The organism is Paenibacillus sp. GCM10027626, assembly GCF_042676285.1.
Lineage (GTDB): Bacteria > Bacillota > Bacilli > Paenibacillales > Paenibacillaceae > Paenibacillus_Z.
In genome coordinates this window covers 67,877-82,680 of the sequence record NZ_JBHTHC010000002.1, presented here as the reverse complement: position 1 = coordinate 82,680, position 14,804 = coordinate 67,877, and the positions used below count along the sequence as shown (strand labels likewise).

Sequence of the window (14,804 nt, the reverse complement as noted above, 5' to 3'; positions counted from 1 at the left end):
CGTTAAATTTCACCGGTCAGCCGGTAGAGCTGCCATGCATATACGGCCAACAAAGTTTTGGCATCGCTAATACGCTCTTCACGAATATACTGCTGCGCCTGCTCGAAGGTGATCGCCTCTACATTTAAAAACTCATCGTCATCCGGTCTGCTTTCGCCCTTAACCAGTTGTTCCGCAATATAGACATAAAGCTTCTCGTCTGCAAAGCCCGGGGAAGTGTAGAAGGCGGAAAGCGGCTTCAAGCTGCCGGCCCGATAGCCTGTTTCCTCCTCCAGCTCGCGGGCCGCTGCCACGATCGGATCCTCGCCCGGATCAAGCTTCCCTGCCGGAATTTCCACCTGAAACTTTTCTAGCGGCTTGCGATATTGTTCTACAACCAGCATTTTGTCATCGATCAGCGCCAGCACTGCCGCTGCGCCAGGATGCTTTACAATTTCCCTCGTAGCTGTTCCGCCATCAGGCAGTTGCACTGTATCCACCTGGAGCGAAATCACTTTCCCCGCAAAGATTGGTTTCGATTCAATTGTCCGCTCTTCATATTGCTCTGTTTTTTTCAGCATCTGCACTCAACATCCTTTAATAAAAATGATCATAACTTGTCCATCCGCTACATAAGCTTCATTATATCAAATCCAAAGCGGAGGGGCGCTACAATGAAACAATATTTAAATTGCACAAATATGACATTAGTCGGAAAGTCATGGGAGATCCGCCATCAGCTTCGTACAATAGCCAAACATCAGCAGCGTAAAGACGCGAACCCGTTCGCCCCTCCTATGCTGAAAGATTACTTGCAGCCTTCATCCGCAGGGCAGCATGCTGCCGGCGGCAAATAGCTTCAATGAGAAGAAACGGCTGACGCCGTCCTTGGGGCGAGGCAAGTTTCTTGCCCTGAAATTTTATTGCATTTATCAGGTTAAACATATAAATTCTATAAAATCAAAAAAAACCGTCTCCGTATGCAAGGATGCTGTCGCCGGCATAAGCAGCACCTTCAGATGAGAGACGGTTTTTTAATGTCATTTCGCCTCAGCCGCAGCCTGACGAATCAGTTCAACGACCAGTTGGGCTGTCTTTACAAGATCGCCGGCCTTAATTTGCTCTTTGGTCGTATGAATATGCTCATAGCCGATTGCCAAATTAACTGTCGGCACGCCCAGGCCATTAAATATATTGGCATCGCTGCCGCCGCCCGAGTGAAAGGTGACCGGCTCTGCCCCAATTGCGCGGATCGCTTTTTTCGCCAATTCGACGACCGGGTCGCCATCCTGATAACGGTAAGCCGGGTACACCAGCACATCCTCAAACTCTGCACGAGCCCCGAATTCGGCTACGGCCGAATCCACGGCCGCCCTCATCGCTTCGACCTGCTTGTTCAGCTTCTCCGCGTCAACACTGCGCGCCTCTGCCTCCAGCTTGGCAAAATCAGTGACAATATTCGTTGCGCCCCCGCCTTCAAACCGCCCGATATTCGCCGTCGTTTCATAATCAATGCGCCCCAGCGGCATACGGGCGATCGCCTTGGCCGCCACCTGAATCGCGCTAATGCCCTTTTCCGGGTTTACCCCAGCATGTGCCGATTTGCCATGGATTTTAATGATGATTTTCGCTTGCGCCGGTGCGGCTACCGCAATCTCTCCAACCTCGCCGTTCGAATCGAGCGCATAACCGAATTTCGCTTCCAGTTTTGCCGGATCCAGCGCTCTTGCCCCGACAAGCCCCGATTCCTCACCTGCTGTAATGATAAAATGCACCTCGCCATGCGGAATCTGCTGCTCCTTAAGCACTCTTACGGCCTCGAAAATCGCAGCAAGCCCGGCCTTATCATCACTTCCGAGGATGGTCGTGCCGTCGCTGCGGATGTAGCCGTCCTCATCTAGCTGCGGCTTGATGCCCTTGCCGGGCGTCACCGTATCCATATGACAGGTGAAAAAAATCGTATCCGCTTGTTGTGCGCCGTTGGCCGGCAGCTTAACGATAAGATTGCCTGCGCCATGCCCCGTAACCGCTGCAGAGGCATCCTCTTCCACTGACAAGCCCAATTCTGCGAAGGACGCCTTCAAGACATCGCAAATTTCTCTCTCCTGCTTCGTTTCACTATCGATCTGCACGAGCGACATAAAATGGTTGATCAAACGCTCTTCTTGAATCATCGGCTTTCCTCCATCCTGCATTATCGTATACAATAGTGGATATGAATCGATTTTCTATCGTTTTATTGAAAGGAGCCTTATCCTATGCGTCGTAACCGAGTAATGAAATTTGTCGTTTGGCTGCTTATAATATCGCTCTTATTATCCACTCTGCTCATCGGAGTCGGCTGGATGCTCGAGTAATTCCGTCATCTCGACGTTCTTGTAGCCAAAGCTCCGGCAAAAATGCGGGACAAGCTCCTCTGCTGCTTGCCGGATGCTGAGGTTGATGCCTGTCACATCAGCGAAGGATGTCACAGCAAACTGCTCAATGCCGCAAGGTATAATGCCGCGAAAGCCTTCTTGGCCGATTCCCGCCCGCAAATTTAGCGCAAAGCCGTGGCTCGTCACGAAACCGCGGCGATTGCGGCTTTTATTAAATTTCACGCCAATTGCGGCAATCTTCGCATCGCCAACCCAGACACCGGTATATTCCGGCTTCCGTCCGCCTTCAACCCCATATCCGGCAAGCCAATCGATTATGACTTGCTCCAGCTGGCGCAAATAAGCGTGCAAATCGAGCCCCGCCGCATCCAAATATAATAGCGGATACCCTACCAATTGTCCCGGACCATGGTAAGTAATATCCCCGCCGCGATCAATCTCAAACACTTTAATCCCCTGCTCAGCCAGCTCCTCTTCGGAAAAAAGCAAATGCTCGGGATGGCGCTGCGAGCCTATCGTATAGGTCGGCGGATGCTGAAGCAGGAGCAGCGTATCACGCCGCTCCTGCTTATCGATTTGCCGGACAATTGTTTTCTGCAGTTCCCATGCTTCAGCATACCCATACATTGGAGAAAAACGGATATCAATGGGCTTAAAAGATTCTGTCATTCAAGCTCAACCTCGTTTCAATACAGCTTAGTGTCCTGATCGAAGCCTTCCAGCGTATCCTTGACGCGCTGTAAAAACCGGCCGCATATAACGCCATCCAAAATACGATGGTCCAGCGACAGGCAAACATTCGCCATAGAACGAACAGCTAGCATGTCATTGATAACAACCGGGCGTTTGACGATCGATTCAAACGTAATAATTGCCGCTTGCGGATAGTTAATGATCGGATGCGTCAAGATCGAGCCGAATGAGCCCGTATTGTTGACCGTAAATGTACCGCCCTGCACATCATCCAGCTTCAGCTTGCCCTCGCGCGTCTTTCGGGCAAGCACATCGATTTCCCGTGCTATGCCGGCAATATTTTTTTGATCAGCATTTTTAATAACCGGTGTAATAACGGAATCCTCCGTGCCGACCGACAACGAAATATTAATATCCCGCTTCATAATAATTTTATCGACAGCCCATACCGAGTTGATGATCGGAAAATCTTTAATCGCATTGACCACAGCTTTTATGAAGAAGGCCAAGTATGTCAAATTGACGCCTTCCCGCTTTATAAACTCATCCTTCAGCTTGTTGCGCAGCACGACGAGATTCGTTACATCAACCTCGATCATCATCCAGCCATGGGGAATTTCAGTAACGCTCTGGCGCATCTTTTGCGCGATCGAGTTGCGCACCGGCGTAACATCAATAAAGGTTTCGCCCCGTCCCGGTATCGCTTGGCCCTCTACCGGCGCTATGCGCGGCGTCTCCGACAAATGGAGGCCGGTTGAGCGCACCGGCACATTCGCCTCATCGATCACCGGCTCGACCGGAGCTTGCGGCACCGCTCCCCGGGTTGCAGATGATGCTTGCTTGCCTGCATCACCGGCAGCGATGTAAGCAAGTACATCCTTCCGCGTAATCCTTCCGCCCATGCCGGTGCCAGGCACTTTCGTCAAATCGACGCCATGCTCGGCCGCGAGTTGCTGCACCGCTGGGGAATAGCGATTGCGCATACTTCCATCGCCATTAGCACTTTCAACCGCCGCTTCGGCATTGCCCGCTGCCTGCATTTCTCCTGTCGGGGCTGCACTCGCATGATCAGCCGCTTCAGTCTCAATGAGACAAATTGGCGATCCTACAGGAACAGTCTCTCCATCGCCTATCAATATTTTCGCAATCGTTCCCTTAATGGTAGAAGGAAGCTCGGCTGATACTTTATCTGTAATAATTTCTGCAATCGGCTCATACAAGTCAACAGAGTCGCCCGGTTTTTTCAACCATTTGGAAATCGTAGCCGATACCAGCGATTCTGCGAGCTGCGGCATAATGACTTCTACTACAGATTTCAATAATATCCACTCCTAACGGCTGCAAGAATTGACACTGCTTAGTCCGTTGTGTTTAATATTGCGCAAGCTCACGCATACGCTCTTTCACTTTTTCCTTATTGAGCATAAAGAATTTTTCGCCCGGCGGGTTAATTGGCATCGCAGGCACGTCTGGTCCGCACAGGCGCATAATTGGCGCATCCAGCTCGTACAGCAGTTCCTCGGCAATGATAGCCGCCACTTCTCCGCCAACGCCGCCAAATTTGTTATCCTCATGGATGATAAGCACTTTGCCAGTACGGCGAACCGCTTCCAGGATCGCATCTTTATCCAGCGGCTGCAATGAGCGCAAATCGAGAATATGAGCCGTTATGCCTTCCTTCTCCAGCTCCTCGGCAGCCTCCATAGCAAAATGCAGCGGCAGGCTGTAGCTGATTACCGTAATATCATCGCCTTCACGAAGTACGTTTGCCTTGCCGATTGGCACGACATAATCAGTTTCCGGCACATCGCCCACAACCAGCTTATAGCATTTTTTATGCTCAAAAAATAATACCGGATCCGGATCGCGCACGGCCGCCTTCAGCAGCCCTTTTGCATCGTAGGCTGTATATGGCGCTACAATTTTAAGCCCCGGCGTTCCGAAAAACACCGATTCCGGACATTGGGAATGATACAACCCTCCGAAAATGCCGCCGCCAATCGGCGCCCGAATGACAAGCGGGCAGTCCCAGTCATTATTGGAGCGGTAGCGAATTTTGGCCGCCTCACTAATAATTTGGTTCGTAGCCGGAAACATGAAATCCGAATACTGCATCTCGGCAATCGGCTTCATGCCGTACATCGCCGCCCCAATCGCCACACCGGCAATGGCCGATTCAGACAGCGGCGTATCCATCGACCGCAGCTCCCCGAACTGCTCCTGCAGTCCCTTTGTAGTCGTGAAGACTCCGCCTTTGCGGCCTACATCCTCACCCAGCACGAATACATTCTCATCGCGCTCCATTTCTTCCTTCATCGCTAGCCGCAGTGCATCGATATACTCCATTACTGCCATATGTTATCGCCCTCCCCCGTCTGCATCATCCGCATAGACATGTTGAAGAATATCTTCCGGTGCCGGGAACGGCGCTTTGTCTCCATATTCAGTCGCATCGTCGACCAAAGCCCGCAATTTGCGTTGCAGCTCTTCATCCCTCTCCTCGTTCCAAATGCCGCAATCGATCAAATACTGCTTGAACTTTGGAAGCCCGTCTTTGCCGCGGTGTTCTTCCACTTCTTCCTTCGAGCGATAAGCAAGATCGTTATCGGATGTGGAATGCGGTGATAAGCGATACGTCATTGTTTCAATTAGGGTCGGCCCCTCGCCGTTGGCCGCACGGGCGCGTGCTTCCTTCACCACCCGGTACACTTCGAGCGGATCGTTGCCATCGACGCGCACTCCAGGGAAGCCGTACCCGGCTGCGCGCTCATATACTGGACCGCCAAGCTGACGATGTGTTGGCGTTGATATTGCATATTGATTGTTTTCACACATAAAAATAACCGGCAGCTTATGGACGCCTGCAAAATTGCAGCCCTCGTGGAAATCCCCTTGATTGCTGGAGCCTTCTCCAAACGTAACAAATGACACAAATGACTGCTGCTTCATCTTCGCAGCAAGCGCAAAACCTACAGCATGCGGAACTTGCGTCGTTACAGGGCTTGAGCCTGTCACAATCCGCAGCCTTTTGCAGCCAAAATGCCCTGGCATCTGTCGTCCGCCGCTATTCGGGTCCTCGGCTTTGGCAAACACAGACAGCATTAATTCGCGCAAAGTCATACCGACACTCAGCACAAAGCCATAATCGCGGTAATACGGCAGATAATAATCGATATCCCTGTTAAGCGCAAAGGCTGCCGCGACCTGCGCCGGCTCCTGACCGATTCCGGAAACATGGAAATTCACCTTGCCCGCTCGCTGCAACAGCAGCACCCGCTCATCAAAGCGCCGCGCCATAAGCATTGTCGTATACATCTCAATCGCCTGATCATTAGTCAGTCCGAGTTCCTCATGTTTCGCCATTTGGCGGACAGATCCGGTTTGTGTCATGGAATTCCCTCCTTTAGCTACTCTTAAAACCTGGTACTAAGACTTGATTCTATTATAACGAAAGCCTTGAAAAAAGAAAAGCAACGATTATTTTAATATGCGATCGCCTTGCCGTCCGCTGCCAGCATCGCCTCAGCCATAATCTCTGACAGTGTAGGATGCGCGTGGATCGTTTGCCCCACTTCCCACGGCGTAGCGTCCAGAAGCATGGCGAGCGAAGCCTCCGCGATCAGATCGGTAGCATGTGCCCCTACAAGATGAACACCGATAATATCATTCGTTTCTTTATCGGCGATTACTTTCGCGAAGCCTTCTTGCTGACCGAGGACGACTGCTTTGCCGATCGCACTGAAAGGGATTTTGCCAATCTTCACCTTTTTCCCTTGAGCCCGTGCCGCCTCTTCTGTCAAGCCAATTGCGGCTACCTCGGGATGAGAATAAATACAGCGCGGCATCCGCATCCCTTCCGCTGTCTGGGCTTTTCCGCCCGTCAAATGCTCGATGGCGATCGTGGCCTCATGAGCAGCCGCATGCGCCAGCTGCATGCCGCCAACCACATCGCCAACAGCGTAAATATGCGGCTCTGTCGTCTGGCCGTACCGATTGACCTTAATGACGCCATCGCTTACCGTAATATCGGTATTTTCCAGCCCGATCCCTTCAATGTTAGCTTGTCTGCCGATCGATACAAGCATGCATGCTGCCTGCAGCTCCAGCTTTTCCTCGCCCTTCTGGACAGTAATCCGGGCTTGTCCATCCTCATATGTATACGTATCAGTCAAAAGCTGCATTCCGGTATATATTTTCACTTTGCGCTTCTGCAGCTGCTTCGCCAATTCATTGACGATCTCTTTATCCTCAGCCGGGAGGATGCGATCCGCGGACTCCACAATAGTAACCTCTACGCCAAAATCGGCAAGCAGCGACGCCCATTCAACCCCGATCACACCGCCGCCGACAATAATAATCGAGCTTGGCAGCTGTTCCATCGCCAATACCTCATCGCTCGTCAAAATACCTTTGCCGTCCGCAGGCAGCGCGGAAAGCTGCCGCGGTCTGGAGCCTGTTGCAATAATCAAGTTAGTCGGCACTACCGTTTCCATTTCCCCGTTGTCAAGCTCAACAGCTATGCTGCCGCTGCGCGGCGAAAAAATGGACGGCCCGATAACGCGTCCATTCCCCTTCATGATCGTAATCCCGTTTTTGCGCATTAAATATTGCAGACCTTTATACAGTTGTTCCACCGTTTGCTCCTGGCGCTCCTTAACGCCAGCATAATTGACTTTGACAGCGGCCGCATCCACCTCGATCCCGTAGGAGGCGGCATCCATTAGCGTTGCATATACTTCCGCGCTGCGCAGCAAAGCCTTGGTAGGAATGCAGCCGCGATGCAGACATGTGCCGCCCAGTTTCTCTCTCTCAATCAAAATGACCTTTTTGCCTGCCTGCGCTGCACGTATGGCAGCCGTATATCCTGCTATGCCGCCGCCAAGGACAGCAGTATCGCATGTTATTGTCGTCATTGTTATTTACACCTCCAAAAGTCGTTCCCCTTGGTCTTATTGTACCTGTTTTCTTCGCCCGCGAAAACAGCCCTGCATAGAAATGGACAGCCCAGCCGGAAAAGAGTATGATAAATAGCATATGAAAGTGTCGTTAACAGGAGGATCTATCCAGATGAAACAAGTGATATCCCGTTTCATTGCGATCATGCTTTTGGTCGTTCCAGGGATCGGGGCTATGTACGGTTTTTTGCTGATGAAAGACGCTGTATTCCATTACTTTGCCTCCTTCGGCGATGAAGAAGCGGTCTCCGTCTCCAGTTCATTTGAGTGGGGCATGTTTTTAATCGGCTTTATTCTCTTTGCAATCGGAGTCGGCTTTATTGGCGGCTGGACATTTTTCCGCGACCGCAAACGCAACTATTTGGCGCCGCGCTTCCGTGAAAAGCGTCCGCGGCCTCCTCGCCCTGTTCGTCCGGGAGCGGCTGCAGGAACAAACCCGTCTGCTTCAGGATCTGAGCCAGAATCCGGTACGAGCCGGTAAATAAGAAAAACGGCTGACGGCGTCCTTGGTACTACCTCAAGTTTTTTCTTCTAACACTGGAGTTCAGGGGGCAAAAGCTCTGAAGGAGGATCGCCTGCAAAGCGAGTTCATCTTACGGAAGCCACGGACCTTATTTCGTCAATTCCCTTCCTTTTTGAAATCTAACGGAATTGAGTGATCTTAATGGGACGTTTTTGGGCGAAATCGGGCTCATCCTCAGCAAATAGGGGCTCACAGTTCCGTTACAATTTCAAATCTGTCGAATTTTGACAAATAGCGGCTGTGGCATCCGTTAGCATTCGTTCATCACGAACGAAGCGGACCCAAGCGGACCGTGGATCCGTTATCTGTGAATAAACCTGCCAAAACGGCTTCCTCGCGGACCGTAGATCCGTTATTGGTCTCAAAACGCCGCGAAAACCCGGCAAAACCAGCAAATAACGGAACCTGTGTCTGCGTAACCTCTGAATTGTCGGTATTCCACAAAATAGCGGATCGTGTGATCGTGTGTCCACTTGGCTAAGAAAACACTTTACGTTAAGGCCACATCAGCCGAAATTTTATAAATTCTATACAATTAAGAAAGTATAAGGTGAAACTTATACTTTCTTATATTTTAAAAAAGGCAATCCCTTCACAGCCATAACCCCGTAGGCTGTGATGGAATTGCCTTTTTGGCTGCACATTATTAATGAACAGTTTCCAAAATGTGGTCGATCAGACCGTATTGAAGCGCATCTTCCGCACTCATATAATGATCCCGATCAGAATCGCGTTCAATTGTCGCTACATCCTGGCCGGTATGCTGCGATAAGATCCGATTCACCTTTTCCCGCGTTTTCAAAATCCATTTCGCTTGAATTTCAATATCGCTCGCCTGCCCGCGCGCTCCGCCAAGCGGCTGATGAATCAGCACCTCGCTATTAGGCAGCGCCATCCGCTTCCCTTTTGCTCCGCCTGTCAGCAGCAGCGCTCCGAAACTCGCGGCCATTCCCGTACATATCGTTGCAACATCCGGCTTGATATACTGCATCGTGTCGTAAATTGAAAAACCGGCAGTAATGACTCCGCCTGGACTGTTGATATACATCGAAATATCCTTATCCGGGTCATCCGCAGCCAAAAACAGCAGCTGCGCTACAATCGAATTGGCCATTGTATCTTCGATTTCGCCATGGACCATAATGATCCGATCTTTTAACAGCCGGGAATAGATGTCATAGCTTCGCTCACCTCGGCTTGTTTGCTCCACAACATATGGCGTCAGATTCATCGTCTGTACCTCCTCGTTTTCACTATAGAAGTTAAGCGGCATACACTGCCTGCATCCGGAAGGAGGAGGTTGCTGTACGATTGGCTGCCATTTGATTATTCATCATACCGATCGCCTCAACAGATGTAACGAGCTGATTCTGTACCATGGTCAAATATACGAGCGCCGCAGGATCACTTTCCCTGAAAGCTGCAAGATAAGCTTGCGCCCATGCCCCATCATCCGCTTCTTTTGCAGCCCGCTCCCCCTGCCTAAAACGGCAGATAGCTCTCCGCGCACGATGGAGCGCCGATTTAACCGCACCTTCCGTCATCTCCAGCCAGTGCGACGTTTCCGGCGCGCTGAACCCGAAGACTTCGCGCAGCAGAAACACCGTTAATTGCAGCGGGGACAGATGCTGCATCAGTTCCTTCAAAACAGAGTCGGCTTCAAAGTAATGCTCATCGTGATGAACGCCGCGGTCGCTCATTTGTTCAAACAGCGCCGCCGCTCGCGACTGCCGCCGCGCTTCATCAGTCCATATATTTTTCGCAGTGCGAATTAGGAATGCAACCGGATTGTTATGCTTTCGCTCCCCTACAATGATCGGCATCGCACGCAAGCAGGTTTCCTGAACAAGATCTTCGGCCTCCCACACTGAGTGCGTTAAAGCCAAGCAATAACGAAATAGGACATTCACATAACGCTCTGCCACTTCATTATAATCGGACATGCTCCCCACCTCCTTCCATACTTCATATAAGGAAAACGAATAATCGGCGCCAAAAGATACGGCCTAAAAAAATAAAAGCCCTCTGCAAACATATTCAGAATACAGAGGACTTTTGCATATCGTTTATTTTAAGCAAGCATCAATTTCTCCAGCTCCAGCGGCTCGATATATTGACCATCTTTATAAGCGCGCATATTGCCGCCCGAAATTTCATCTATCAACATAATTTGATTATTGTCCGCAATACGGCCGAACTCAAATTTAATATCGTACAGGTCGATGCCTTTTTTCGCCAGCTCATCGCGAACTACACCGGCAATCTGCTGTGTCAGCTGCTTCAGCACAGCATACTCCTGCTTGCTCAAAATGCCAAGCATGTCGAGCCCATCCTCAGAGATCGGCGGATCTTGGCGGGCGTCATCTTTAAGCGTGACTTCAACAAATGCATCCAAAGCTTGCCCTTCTTCAACATATTTGCCGTAACGGCGCAAAAAGCTCCCTACAGCACGATAGCGGCAAATAACTTCCAGCCCTTGTCCAAACACAGTAGCCGGTTTCACTGTCATTGTCGCCTCATCGATATTCGCGTCAATATAGTGAGTCGGGATTCCCTCTTCCTTCAAGCGTTCAAAAAAGAACTTTGTAAGCTTGAGGCCTGCTCTACCTGCACCTTCAAGCGTCAATCCAACCGTATTGGCTCCTGGATCAAAGACACCATTCTCACCTGTTACATCATCTTTAAATTTAAGCAAATAATTACCGTCTTCTAATACGTAAACATCTTTTGTCTTGCCAGTATATTGCAGTTTCATGAGGAAAGTCCTTTCTCCAATAGATTAACAAATTCTATTATACATCAAATGATGGTATTAACCGCAAGCCCAGATCGAATAAAAAGTGAATTTTGTCTACTCACTCACTAGTTACCCCCTGCTTTCTTTATCATACGAACATCTTCACCATCCGCAAGATAGACCTCATCTGCCAGATCAATGAACAATCCATTCTCAACAACCCCCGGAATGTTGTTAATGGTCTTTGATAAAAACGCAGGTTCTTCAATACAGTTGAGATATAAGTCGAGAATATAGTTCCCACCGTCTGTTTCATACAGCTTGCCGTTATTTTCGCGAATTTTCGGAGTAAAGCCTTCTTTAATAAATCTCTTTAGCGTATGTTTGTAGGCGTAAGGAACAATTTCCACAGGTAACGGAAATGCGCCCAACCGTTTAACATATTTTGTTGAATCGATAATTAAAACCACTTTCTTGGAATGAGATGCTACAATCTTCTCCCGAAGTAATGCACCTCCTCCGCCTTTTATTGCACAAAGATCTTTATCAACTTCATCCGCTCCATCAATGCAAATATCGATTTCTTCTACTTCATTGATATCGACCACATTTATACCAAGGGATAAAGCCAGTTCAGTTGTACTGCGCGATGTGGAAACTCCCGTGACGGCCAACCCTTCTTTGACCCTTTCTGCAAGTTTTTTTATCATATAATAAACAGTCGACCCCGTTCCAAGACCAACAGTCATATTATGTTCAATCAGTTCTGCCGCTTTACTTCCGACCAGTTCTTTCTCAAGCAATTGCTTCTGGTTCATACTTTCCTCCTTGATTACAGTATACCTACAAAAAATACCACTCCTTATTGGTTTCGAATAACCAATAAATAAGCGGTATTAGTTGGATTGTTATTCCTTCGGATCTATCTTTATTATTCCCTTGTTCAGCTCACCTTATGCTCAATCCTGAGCTTGTCTGCGACCATCGCGATGAACTCACTGTTGGTCGGTTTTGACTTGCTGATATTGATCGTATAGCCAAACAGGTGGCTGATGCTGTCGATGTTGCCGCGCGTCCAGGCGACTTCGATCGCGTGGCGGATAGCACGTTCGACGCGTGAAGGCGTCGTTTTGAATTTCTCGGCAATAGCTGGATACAATGTTTTGGTGATCGCGCCCAAAATTTCAATATTGTTGTACACCATCGTAATGGCTTCCCGCAAATATTGATAACCTTTAATATGCGCTGGCACACCCATTTCGTGGATGATGCTCGTAATATTCGCATCCAGATTTTTACCTTTGGACATTGGCACAACATTCGATTTGGAAAGGTTGGCCGAATTGACAAATGAACTCGATCCGCTGTTCGACATCACTGTCTGATTGCCAACAAGTTGGCGAATCCGGTTTGCTAACATCTCCATGTCAAATGGTTTCAATATGTAATAAGAGGCGCCAAGCTGTACTGCTTTTTGCGTAATATTTTCTTGTCCGAATGCTGTCAGCATAATAATTTTCGGCATTGGGGAAAGATTCAGCTCACGAAGCCGCTCCAGCACACCCAATCCGTCCAGGTGCGGCATAATAATGTCCAAAATGAGAATATCAGGTGATTTCCTCGATCCCTCCAGCATACTCAGCACTTCTTCACCATTATAGGCGATGCCAGTCACTGTCATATCGCTTTGCTCTGAGATATACTCCGACAACAAATTAATAAATTCACGATTGTCGTCCGCTAACAAAACTTCAATTCTTTGCAAAGTAATATCCTCCTTAGACTATAATCCGAGTATGATTGCCGCAGCTAGTTCTAGACGTTTACCATACCTGTCGTATATAAACTTTTCGACACTTCAAATGAAATTCCTTCTGTCGAATAATATTTTTTCTTTATTTTTTATTCACTATGATTTATAATAGATATTTTGCAACATCATCCATCATCGTTCGAACATTTTCGACAAAATCATTTAAATTTAGAATCAAAATTCTATAAAAGCAAAAGAAACGGCTGGTGCCGTTCTATAAACATTTGCAACAAAAATCCTAAGGGGCCATTAAGCCGCCTTAAGATTTTTGTGAGCTGTTTTGAGCAGTATACCTGCATCCTGCAGCATCCACTCAATAAAACAACCATATCCAGATGTCGGATCATTCACGAATACATGCGTCACAGCACCAATTAGCTTGCCATTTTGTATAATTGGGCTCCCTGACATTCCTTGTACAATGCCACCGGTTCGCTCTACTAAGCGCGGATCGGTAATTTTGATCACCATGCCTTTGGTTGCCGCTGATGTTTGCTTGGAAACATGTACAACTTCTATATTGAATCGCTCAACCTTCTGGCCGTTTACTACCGTCAATATTTGTGCCGGTCCTTCTTTTATTTCTTCTGCGAATGCAACAGGCAATGCTTGCTGATTATAGCTGTGATCAGGCAGTTCAGTCATCTTGCCAAAAATACCAAATGGCGTATTGCGTTCGATATTACCGAGTACTTTACTTTCCTTCACAAATTGCGCCCGCTTTTCTCCAGGCTCACCGTGGTGGCTTTTATTAATCGAAGTAACATGAGACTGTAGAATAGTACCTTCTCCGACTTCAATCGGGGTCTGTGTATCCATATCCGTGATGACATGTCCCAATGCGCCGTATACCCCTTGATCAGGAGCATAAAAAGTTAGTGTGCCTACACCGGCAGCAGAGTCCCGAATGTATAGTCCGAGTCTCCAAGCCTGATCTTCAACATCAAATATTGGCTTCAACTTCGCATGGAATATTTCATTCCCGCGCTTTACCGATAATTGAAGAGGCTTATTCTTGCTTCCTGCTCTCATCGCTAATTCCGCCACTTTGTGCACTTCATTAATGGCAACTCCGTCAATCTTGACAATCAAATCGCCTAACTGCAAATTTGCCTCTTCACCGGGTGATACTTTCCCATTTTTAGTAACGACTTGATGATGTCCCACAACCATAATGCCAGCCGATCTTACCTTTACTCCGATCGTCTGCCCGCCGGGAATAACTTTCAGATCAGGGACCACATTAACCTTGACAGTTTTGAATGGGATTTTTCCGAATAATTTCAATTTCATCGTCGTGCTGCCGCTCTGCTGAGATTCAATGGACAATGGCTTGTTTAAATCTACAGACAACGACTGGTCATTCGAACCGTTAACGCGAATCATTTGAGGGTCCACAGTAACTTGCGCATGGACGGGCATGCTGAAATCCAACTTTGTCAACTGGCCGGAAAACAAACGTAATTCGTTTGGAAAAGCGGCAAAATGTTGAACAGGTGAAGAAAGACCTAGCATGCACATAAGGATAACGAGGGCAAGACCCAACCAACGCAAACGCCAATTGGCATTCAATGACTTCACGCTCCCTGTGCTTAACTCCGCTTGACGAGAAGTGTTCGCCATTTGCGTACCTTTAAGGTATCCTTGCCCTGTCTCTTTTATGTTGGCAAAATCATTCCTCAAATGTTTTACATTTCAGTGAACATCCCTTTCCCCATTAATAAGC

Annotated in this window: 16 protein-coding genes; 3 read left to right on the top strand and 13 right to left on the bottom strand. The window is 48.6% G+C overall.

Annotated elements, in window-relative coordinates; genetic code table 11:
- Positions 1 to 2: 2 nt before the first annotated feature.
- Positions 3 to 560 carry an NUDIX hydrolase gene (locus ACFQ0N_RS04065; RefSeq protein ID WP_379323096.1) on the bottom strand — a complete coding sequence of 186 codons (558 nt, stop codon included), beginning with the start codon at positions 558 to 560 and terminating at the stop codon, positions 3 to 5.
- Between the two features lie 93 nt (positions 561 to 653).
- Here ACFQ0N_RS04065 and mciZ point away from each other — a divergent pair, with 93 nt between their 5' ends.
- The gene (gene mciZ / locus ACFQ0N_RS04060; RefSeq protein WP_379323094.1) at positions 654 to 836 is read left to right on the top strand and encodes a Z-ring formation inhibitor MciZ; all 183 of its coding nucleotides are present in this window, start codon (positions 654 to 656) and stop codon (positions 834 to 836) included.
- Positions 837 to 1,019: 183 nt separating this feature from the next.
- Here mciZ and ACFQ0N_RS04055 read toward each other — a convergent pair whose 3' ends face one another.
- Complete coding sequence (locus ACFQ0N_RS04055) at positions 1,020 to 2,153, bottom strand: M20/M25/M40 family metallo-hydrolase (RefSeq protein WP_379323092.1); 1,134 nt, start codon at positions 2,151 to 2,153, stop codon at positions 1,020 to 1,022.
- Positions 2,154 to 2,237: 84 nt separating this feature from the next.
- Here ACFQ0N_RS04055 and prli42 point away from each other — a divergent pair, with 84 nt between their 5' ends.
- Positions 2,238 to 2,336, top strand: coding sequence for a stressosome-associated protein Prli42 (gene prli42 / locus ACFQ0N_RS04050; RefSeq protein ID WP_379323090.1), 99 nt, complete (start codon positions 2,238 to 2,240; stop codon positions 2,334 to 2,336).
- Here the strand turns inward: prli42 and lipB are convergent.
- From lipB to lpdA, 5 genes are all read right to left on the bottom strand, one after another.
- On the bottom strand, positions 2,295 to 3,026 hold the full coding sequence (gene lipB / locus ACFQ0N_RS04045; protein WP_379323088.1) for a lipoyl(octanoyl) transferase LipB: 732 nt from the start codon (positions 3,024 to 3,026) through the stop codon (positions 2,295 to 2,297). The two genes, prli42 and lipB, sit on opposite strands and share 42 nt — an antisense overlap.
- Before the next feature lie 17 nt (positions 3,027 to 3,043).
- Positions 3,044 to 4,345, bottom strand: coding sequence for a dihydrolipoamide acetyltransferase family protein (locus tag ACFQ0N_RS04040; RefSeq protein WP_379324243.1), 1,302 nt, complete (start codon positions 4,343 to 4,345; stop codon positions 3,044 to 3,046).
- A 76-nt stretch (positions 4,346 to 4,421) separates the two neighbouring features.
- A complete protein-coding gene (locus tag ACFQ0N_RS04035) occupies positions 4,422 to 5,405 on the bottom strand; it encodes an alpha-ketoacid dehydrogenase subunit beta (protein ID WP_379323086.1) in 984 nt (327 codons plus the stop codon).
- A gap of 3 nt (positions 5,406 to 5,408) precedes the next feature.
- Positions 5,409 to 6,440 (bottom strand): thiamine pyrophosphate-dependent dehydrogenase E1 component subunit alpha, encoded by a 1,032-nt coding sequence (locus ACFQ0N_RS04030; protein WP_379323084.1) that lies wholly within the window; start codon positions 6,438 to 6,440, stop codon positions 5,409 to 5,411.
- A gap of 92 nt (positions 6,441 to 6,532) precedes the next feature.
- Complete coding sequence (lpdA, locus tag ACFQ0N_RS04025) at positions 6,533 to 7,963, bottom strand: dihydrolipoyl dehydrogenase (protein WP_379323082.1); 1,431 nt, start codon at positions 7,961 to 7,963, stop codon at positions 6,533 to 6,535.
- A gap of 154 nt (positions 7,964 to 8,117) precedes the next feature.
- On the opposite strand from lpdA, the gene ACFQ0N_RS04020 reads away from it, so the two are divergent.
- Complete coding sequence (locus ACFQ0N_RS04020) at positions 8,118 to 8,486, top strand: DUF2627 domain-containing protein (protein WP_379323080.1); 369 nt, start codon at positions 8,118 to 8,120, stop codon at positions 8,484 to 8,486.
- Positions 8,487 to 9,174: 688 nt separating this feature from the next.
- Here the strand turns inward: ACFQ0N_RS04020 and clpP are convergent.
- From clpP to spoIVB, 6 genes are all read right to left on the bottom strand, one after another.
- Positions 9,175 to 9,801: an ATP-dependent Clp endopeptidase proteolytic subunit ClpP gene (gene clpP / locus ACFQ0N_RS04015; protein WP_379323079.1), complete on the bottom strand. Its 627-nt coding sequence runs from the start codon at positions 9,799 to 9,801 to the stop codon at positions 9,175 to 9,177.
- Positions 9,791 to 10,471, bottom strand: a complete 681-nt coding sequence (locus ACFQ0N_RS04010; RefSeq protein WP_379323078.1) for an RNA polymerase sigma factor — start codon at positions 10,469 to 10,471, stop codon at positions 9,791 to 9,793. Before ACFQ0N_RS04010 ends, clpP begins: the two co-directional genes overlap by 11 nt.
- A 128-nt stretch (positions 10,472 to 10,599) precedes the next feature.
- Positions 10,600 to 11,283 (bottom strand): phosphoribosylaminoimidazolesuccinocarboxamide synthase, encoded by a 684-nt coding sequence (locus tag ACFQ0N_RS04005; protein ID WP_379323077.1) that lies wholly within the window; start codon positions 11,281 to 11,283, stop codon positions 10,600 to 10,602.
- Positions 11,284 to 11,390: 107 nt separating this feature from the next.
- Entirely contained in the window at positions 11,391 to 12,083 is a 693-nt protein-coding gene (gene rpiA, locus ACFQ0N_RS04000; RefSeq protein WP_379323076.1) for a ribose-5-phosphate isomerase RpiA, read from the bottom strand.
- Between the two features lie 125 nt (positions 12,084 to 12,208).
- A complete protein-coding gene (gene spo0A, locus ACFQ0N_RS03995; RefSeq protein WP_379323075.1) occupies positions 12,209 to 13,030 on the bottom strand; it encodes a sporulation transcription factor Spo0A in 822 nt (273 codons plus the stop codon).
- A 297-nt stretch (positions 13,031 to 13,327) separates the two neighbouring features.
- Entirely contained in the window at positions 13,328 to 14,650 is a 1,323-nt protein-coding gene (spoIVB, locus tag ACFQ0N_RS03990; protein WP_379323074.1) for a SpoIVB peptidase, read from the bottom strand.
- Positions 14,651 to 14,804 lie beyond the last annotated feature (154 nt).

Bases quoted from the DNA above. Each gene is read 5' to 3' on its own strand.
- mciZ (WP_379323094.1), top strand. From the start codon at position 654: ATGAAACAATATTTAAATTGCACAAATATGACATTAGTCGGAAAGTCA.
- ACFQ0N_RS04065 (WP_379323096.1), bottom strand. From the start codon at position 560: ATGCTGAAAAAAACAGAGCAATATGAAGAGCGGACAATTGAATCGAAA.
- lpdA (WP_379323082.1), bottom strand. From the start codon at position 7,963: ATGACGACAATAACATGCGATACTGCTGTCCTTGGCGGCGGCATAGCA.
- ACFQ0N_RS04035 (WP_379323086.1), bottom strand. From the start codon at position 5,405: ATGGCAGTAATGGAGTATATCGATGCACTGCGGCTAGCGATGAAGGAA.
- clpP (WP_379323079.1), bottom strand. From the start codon at position 9,801: ATGCCGCTTAACTTCTATAGTGAAAACGAGGAGGTACAGACGATGAAT.
- ACFQ0N_RS04040 (WP_379324243.1), bottom strand. From the start codon at position 4,345: ATGCCGCAGCTCGCAGAATCGCTGGTATCGGCTACGATTTCCAAATGG.
- lipB (WP_379323088.1), bottom strand. From the start codon at position 3,026: ATGACAGAATCTTTTAAGCCCATTGATATCCGTTTTTCTCCAATGTAT.
- ACFQ0N_RS04055 (WP_379323092.1), bottom strand. From the start codon at position 2,153: ATGATTCAAGAAGAGCGTTTGATCAACCATTTTATGTCGCTCGTGCAG.
- ACFQ0N_RS04030 (WP_379323084.1), bottom strand. From the start codon at position 6,440: ATGACACAAACCGGATCTGTCCGCCAAATGGCGAAACATGAGGAACTC.
- ACFQ0N_RS04010 (WP_379323078.1), bottom strand. From the start codon at position 10,471: ATGTCCGATTATAATGAAGTGGCAGAGCGTTATGTGAATGTCCTATTT.
- ACFQ0N_RS04020 (WP_379323080.1), top strand. From the start codon at position 8,118: ATGAAACAAGTGATATCCCGTTTCATTGCGATCATGCTTTTGGTCGTT.
- rpiA (WP_379323076.1), bottom strand. From the start codon at position 12,083: ATGAACCAGAAGCAATTGCTTGAGAAAGAACTGGTCGGAAGTAAAGCG.
- ACFQ0N_RS04005 (WP_379323077.1), bottom strand. From the start codon at position 11,283: ATGAAACTGCAATATACTGGCAAGACAAAAGATGTTTACGTATTAGAA.
- prli42 (WP_379323090.1), top strand. From the start codon at position 2,238: ATGCGTCGTAACCGAGTAATGAAATTTGTCGTTTGGCTGCTTATAATA.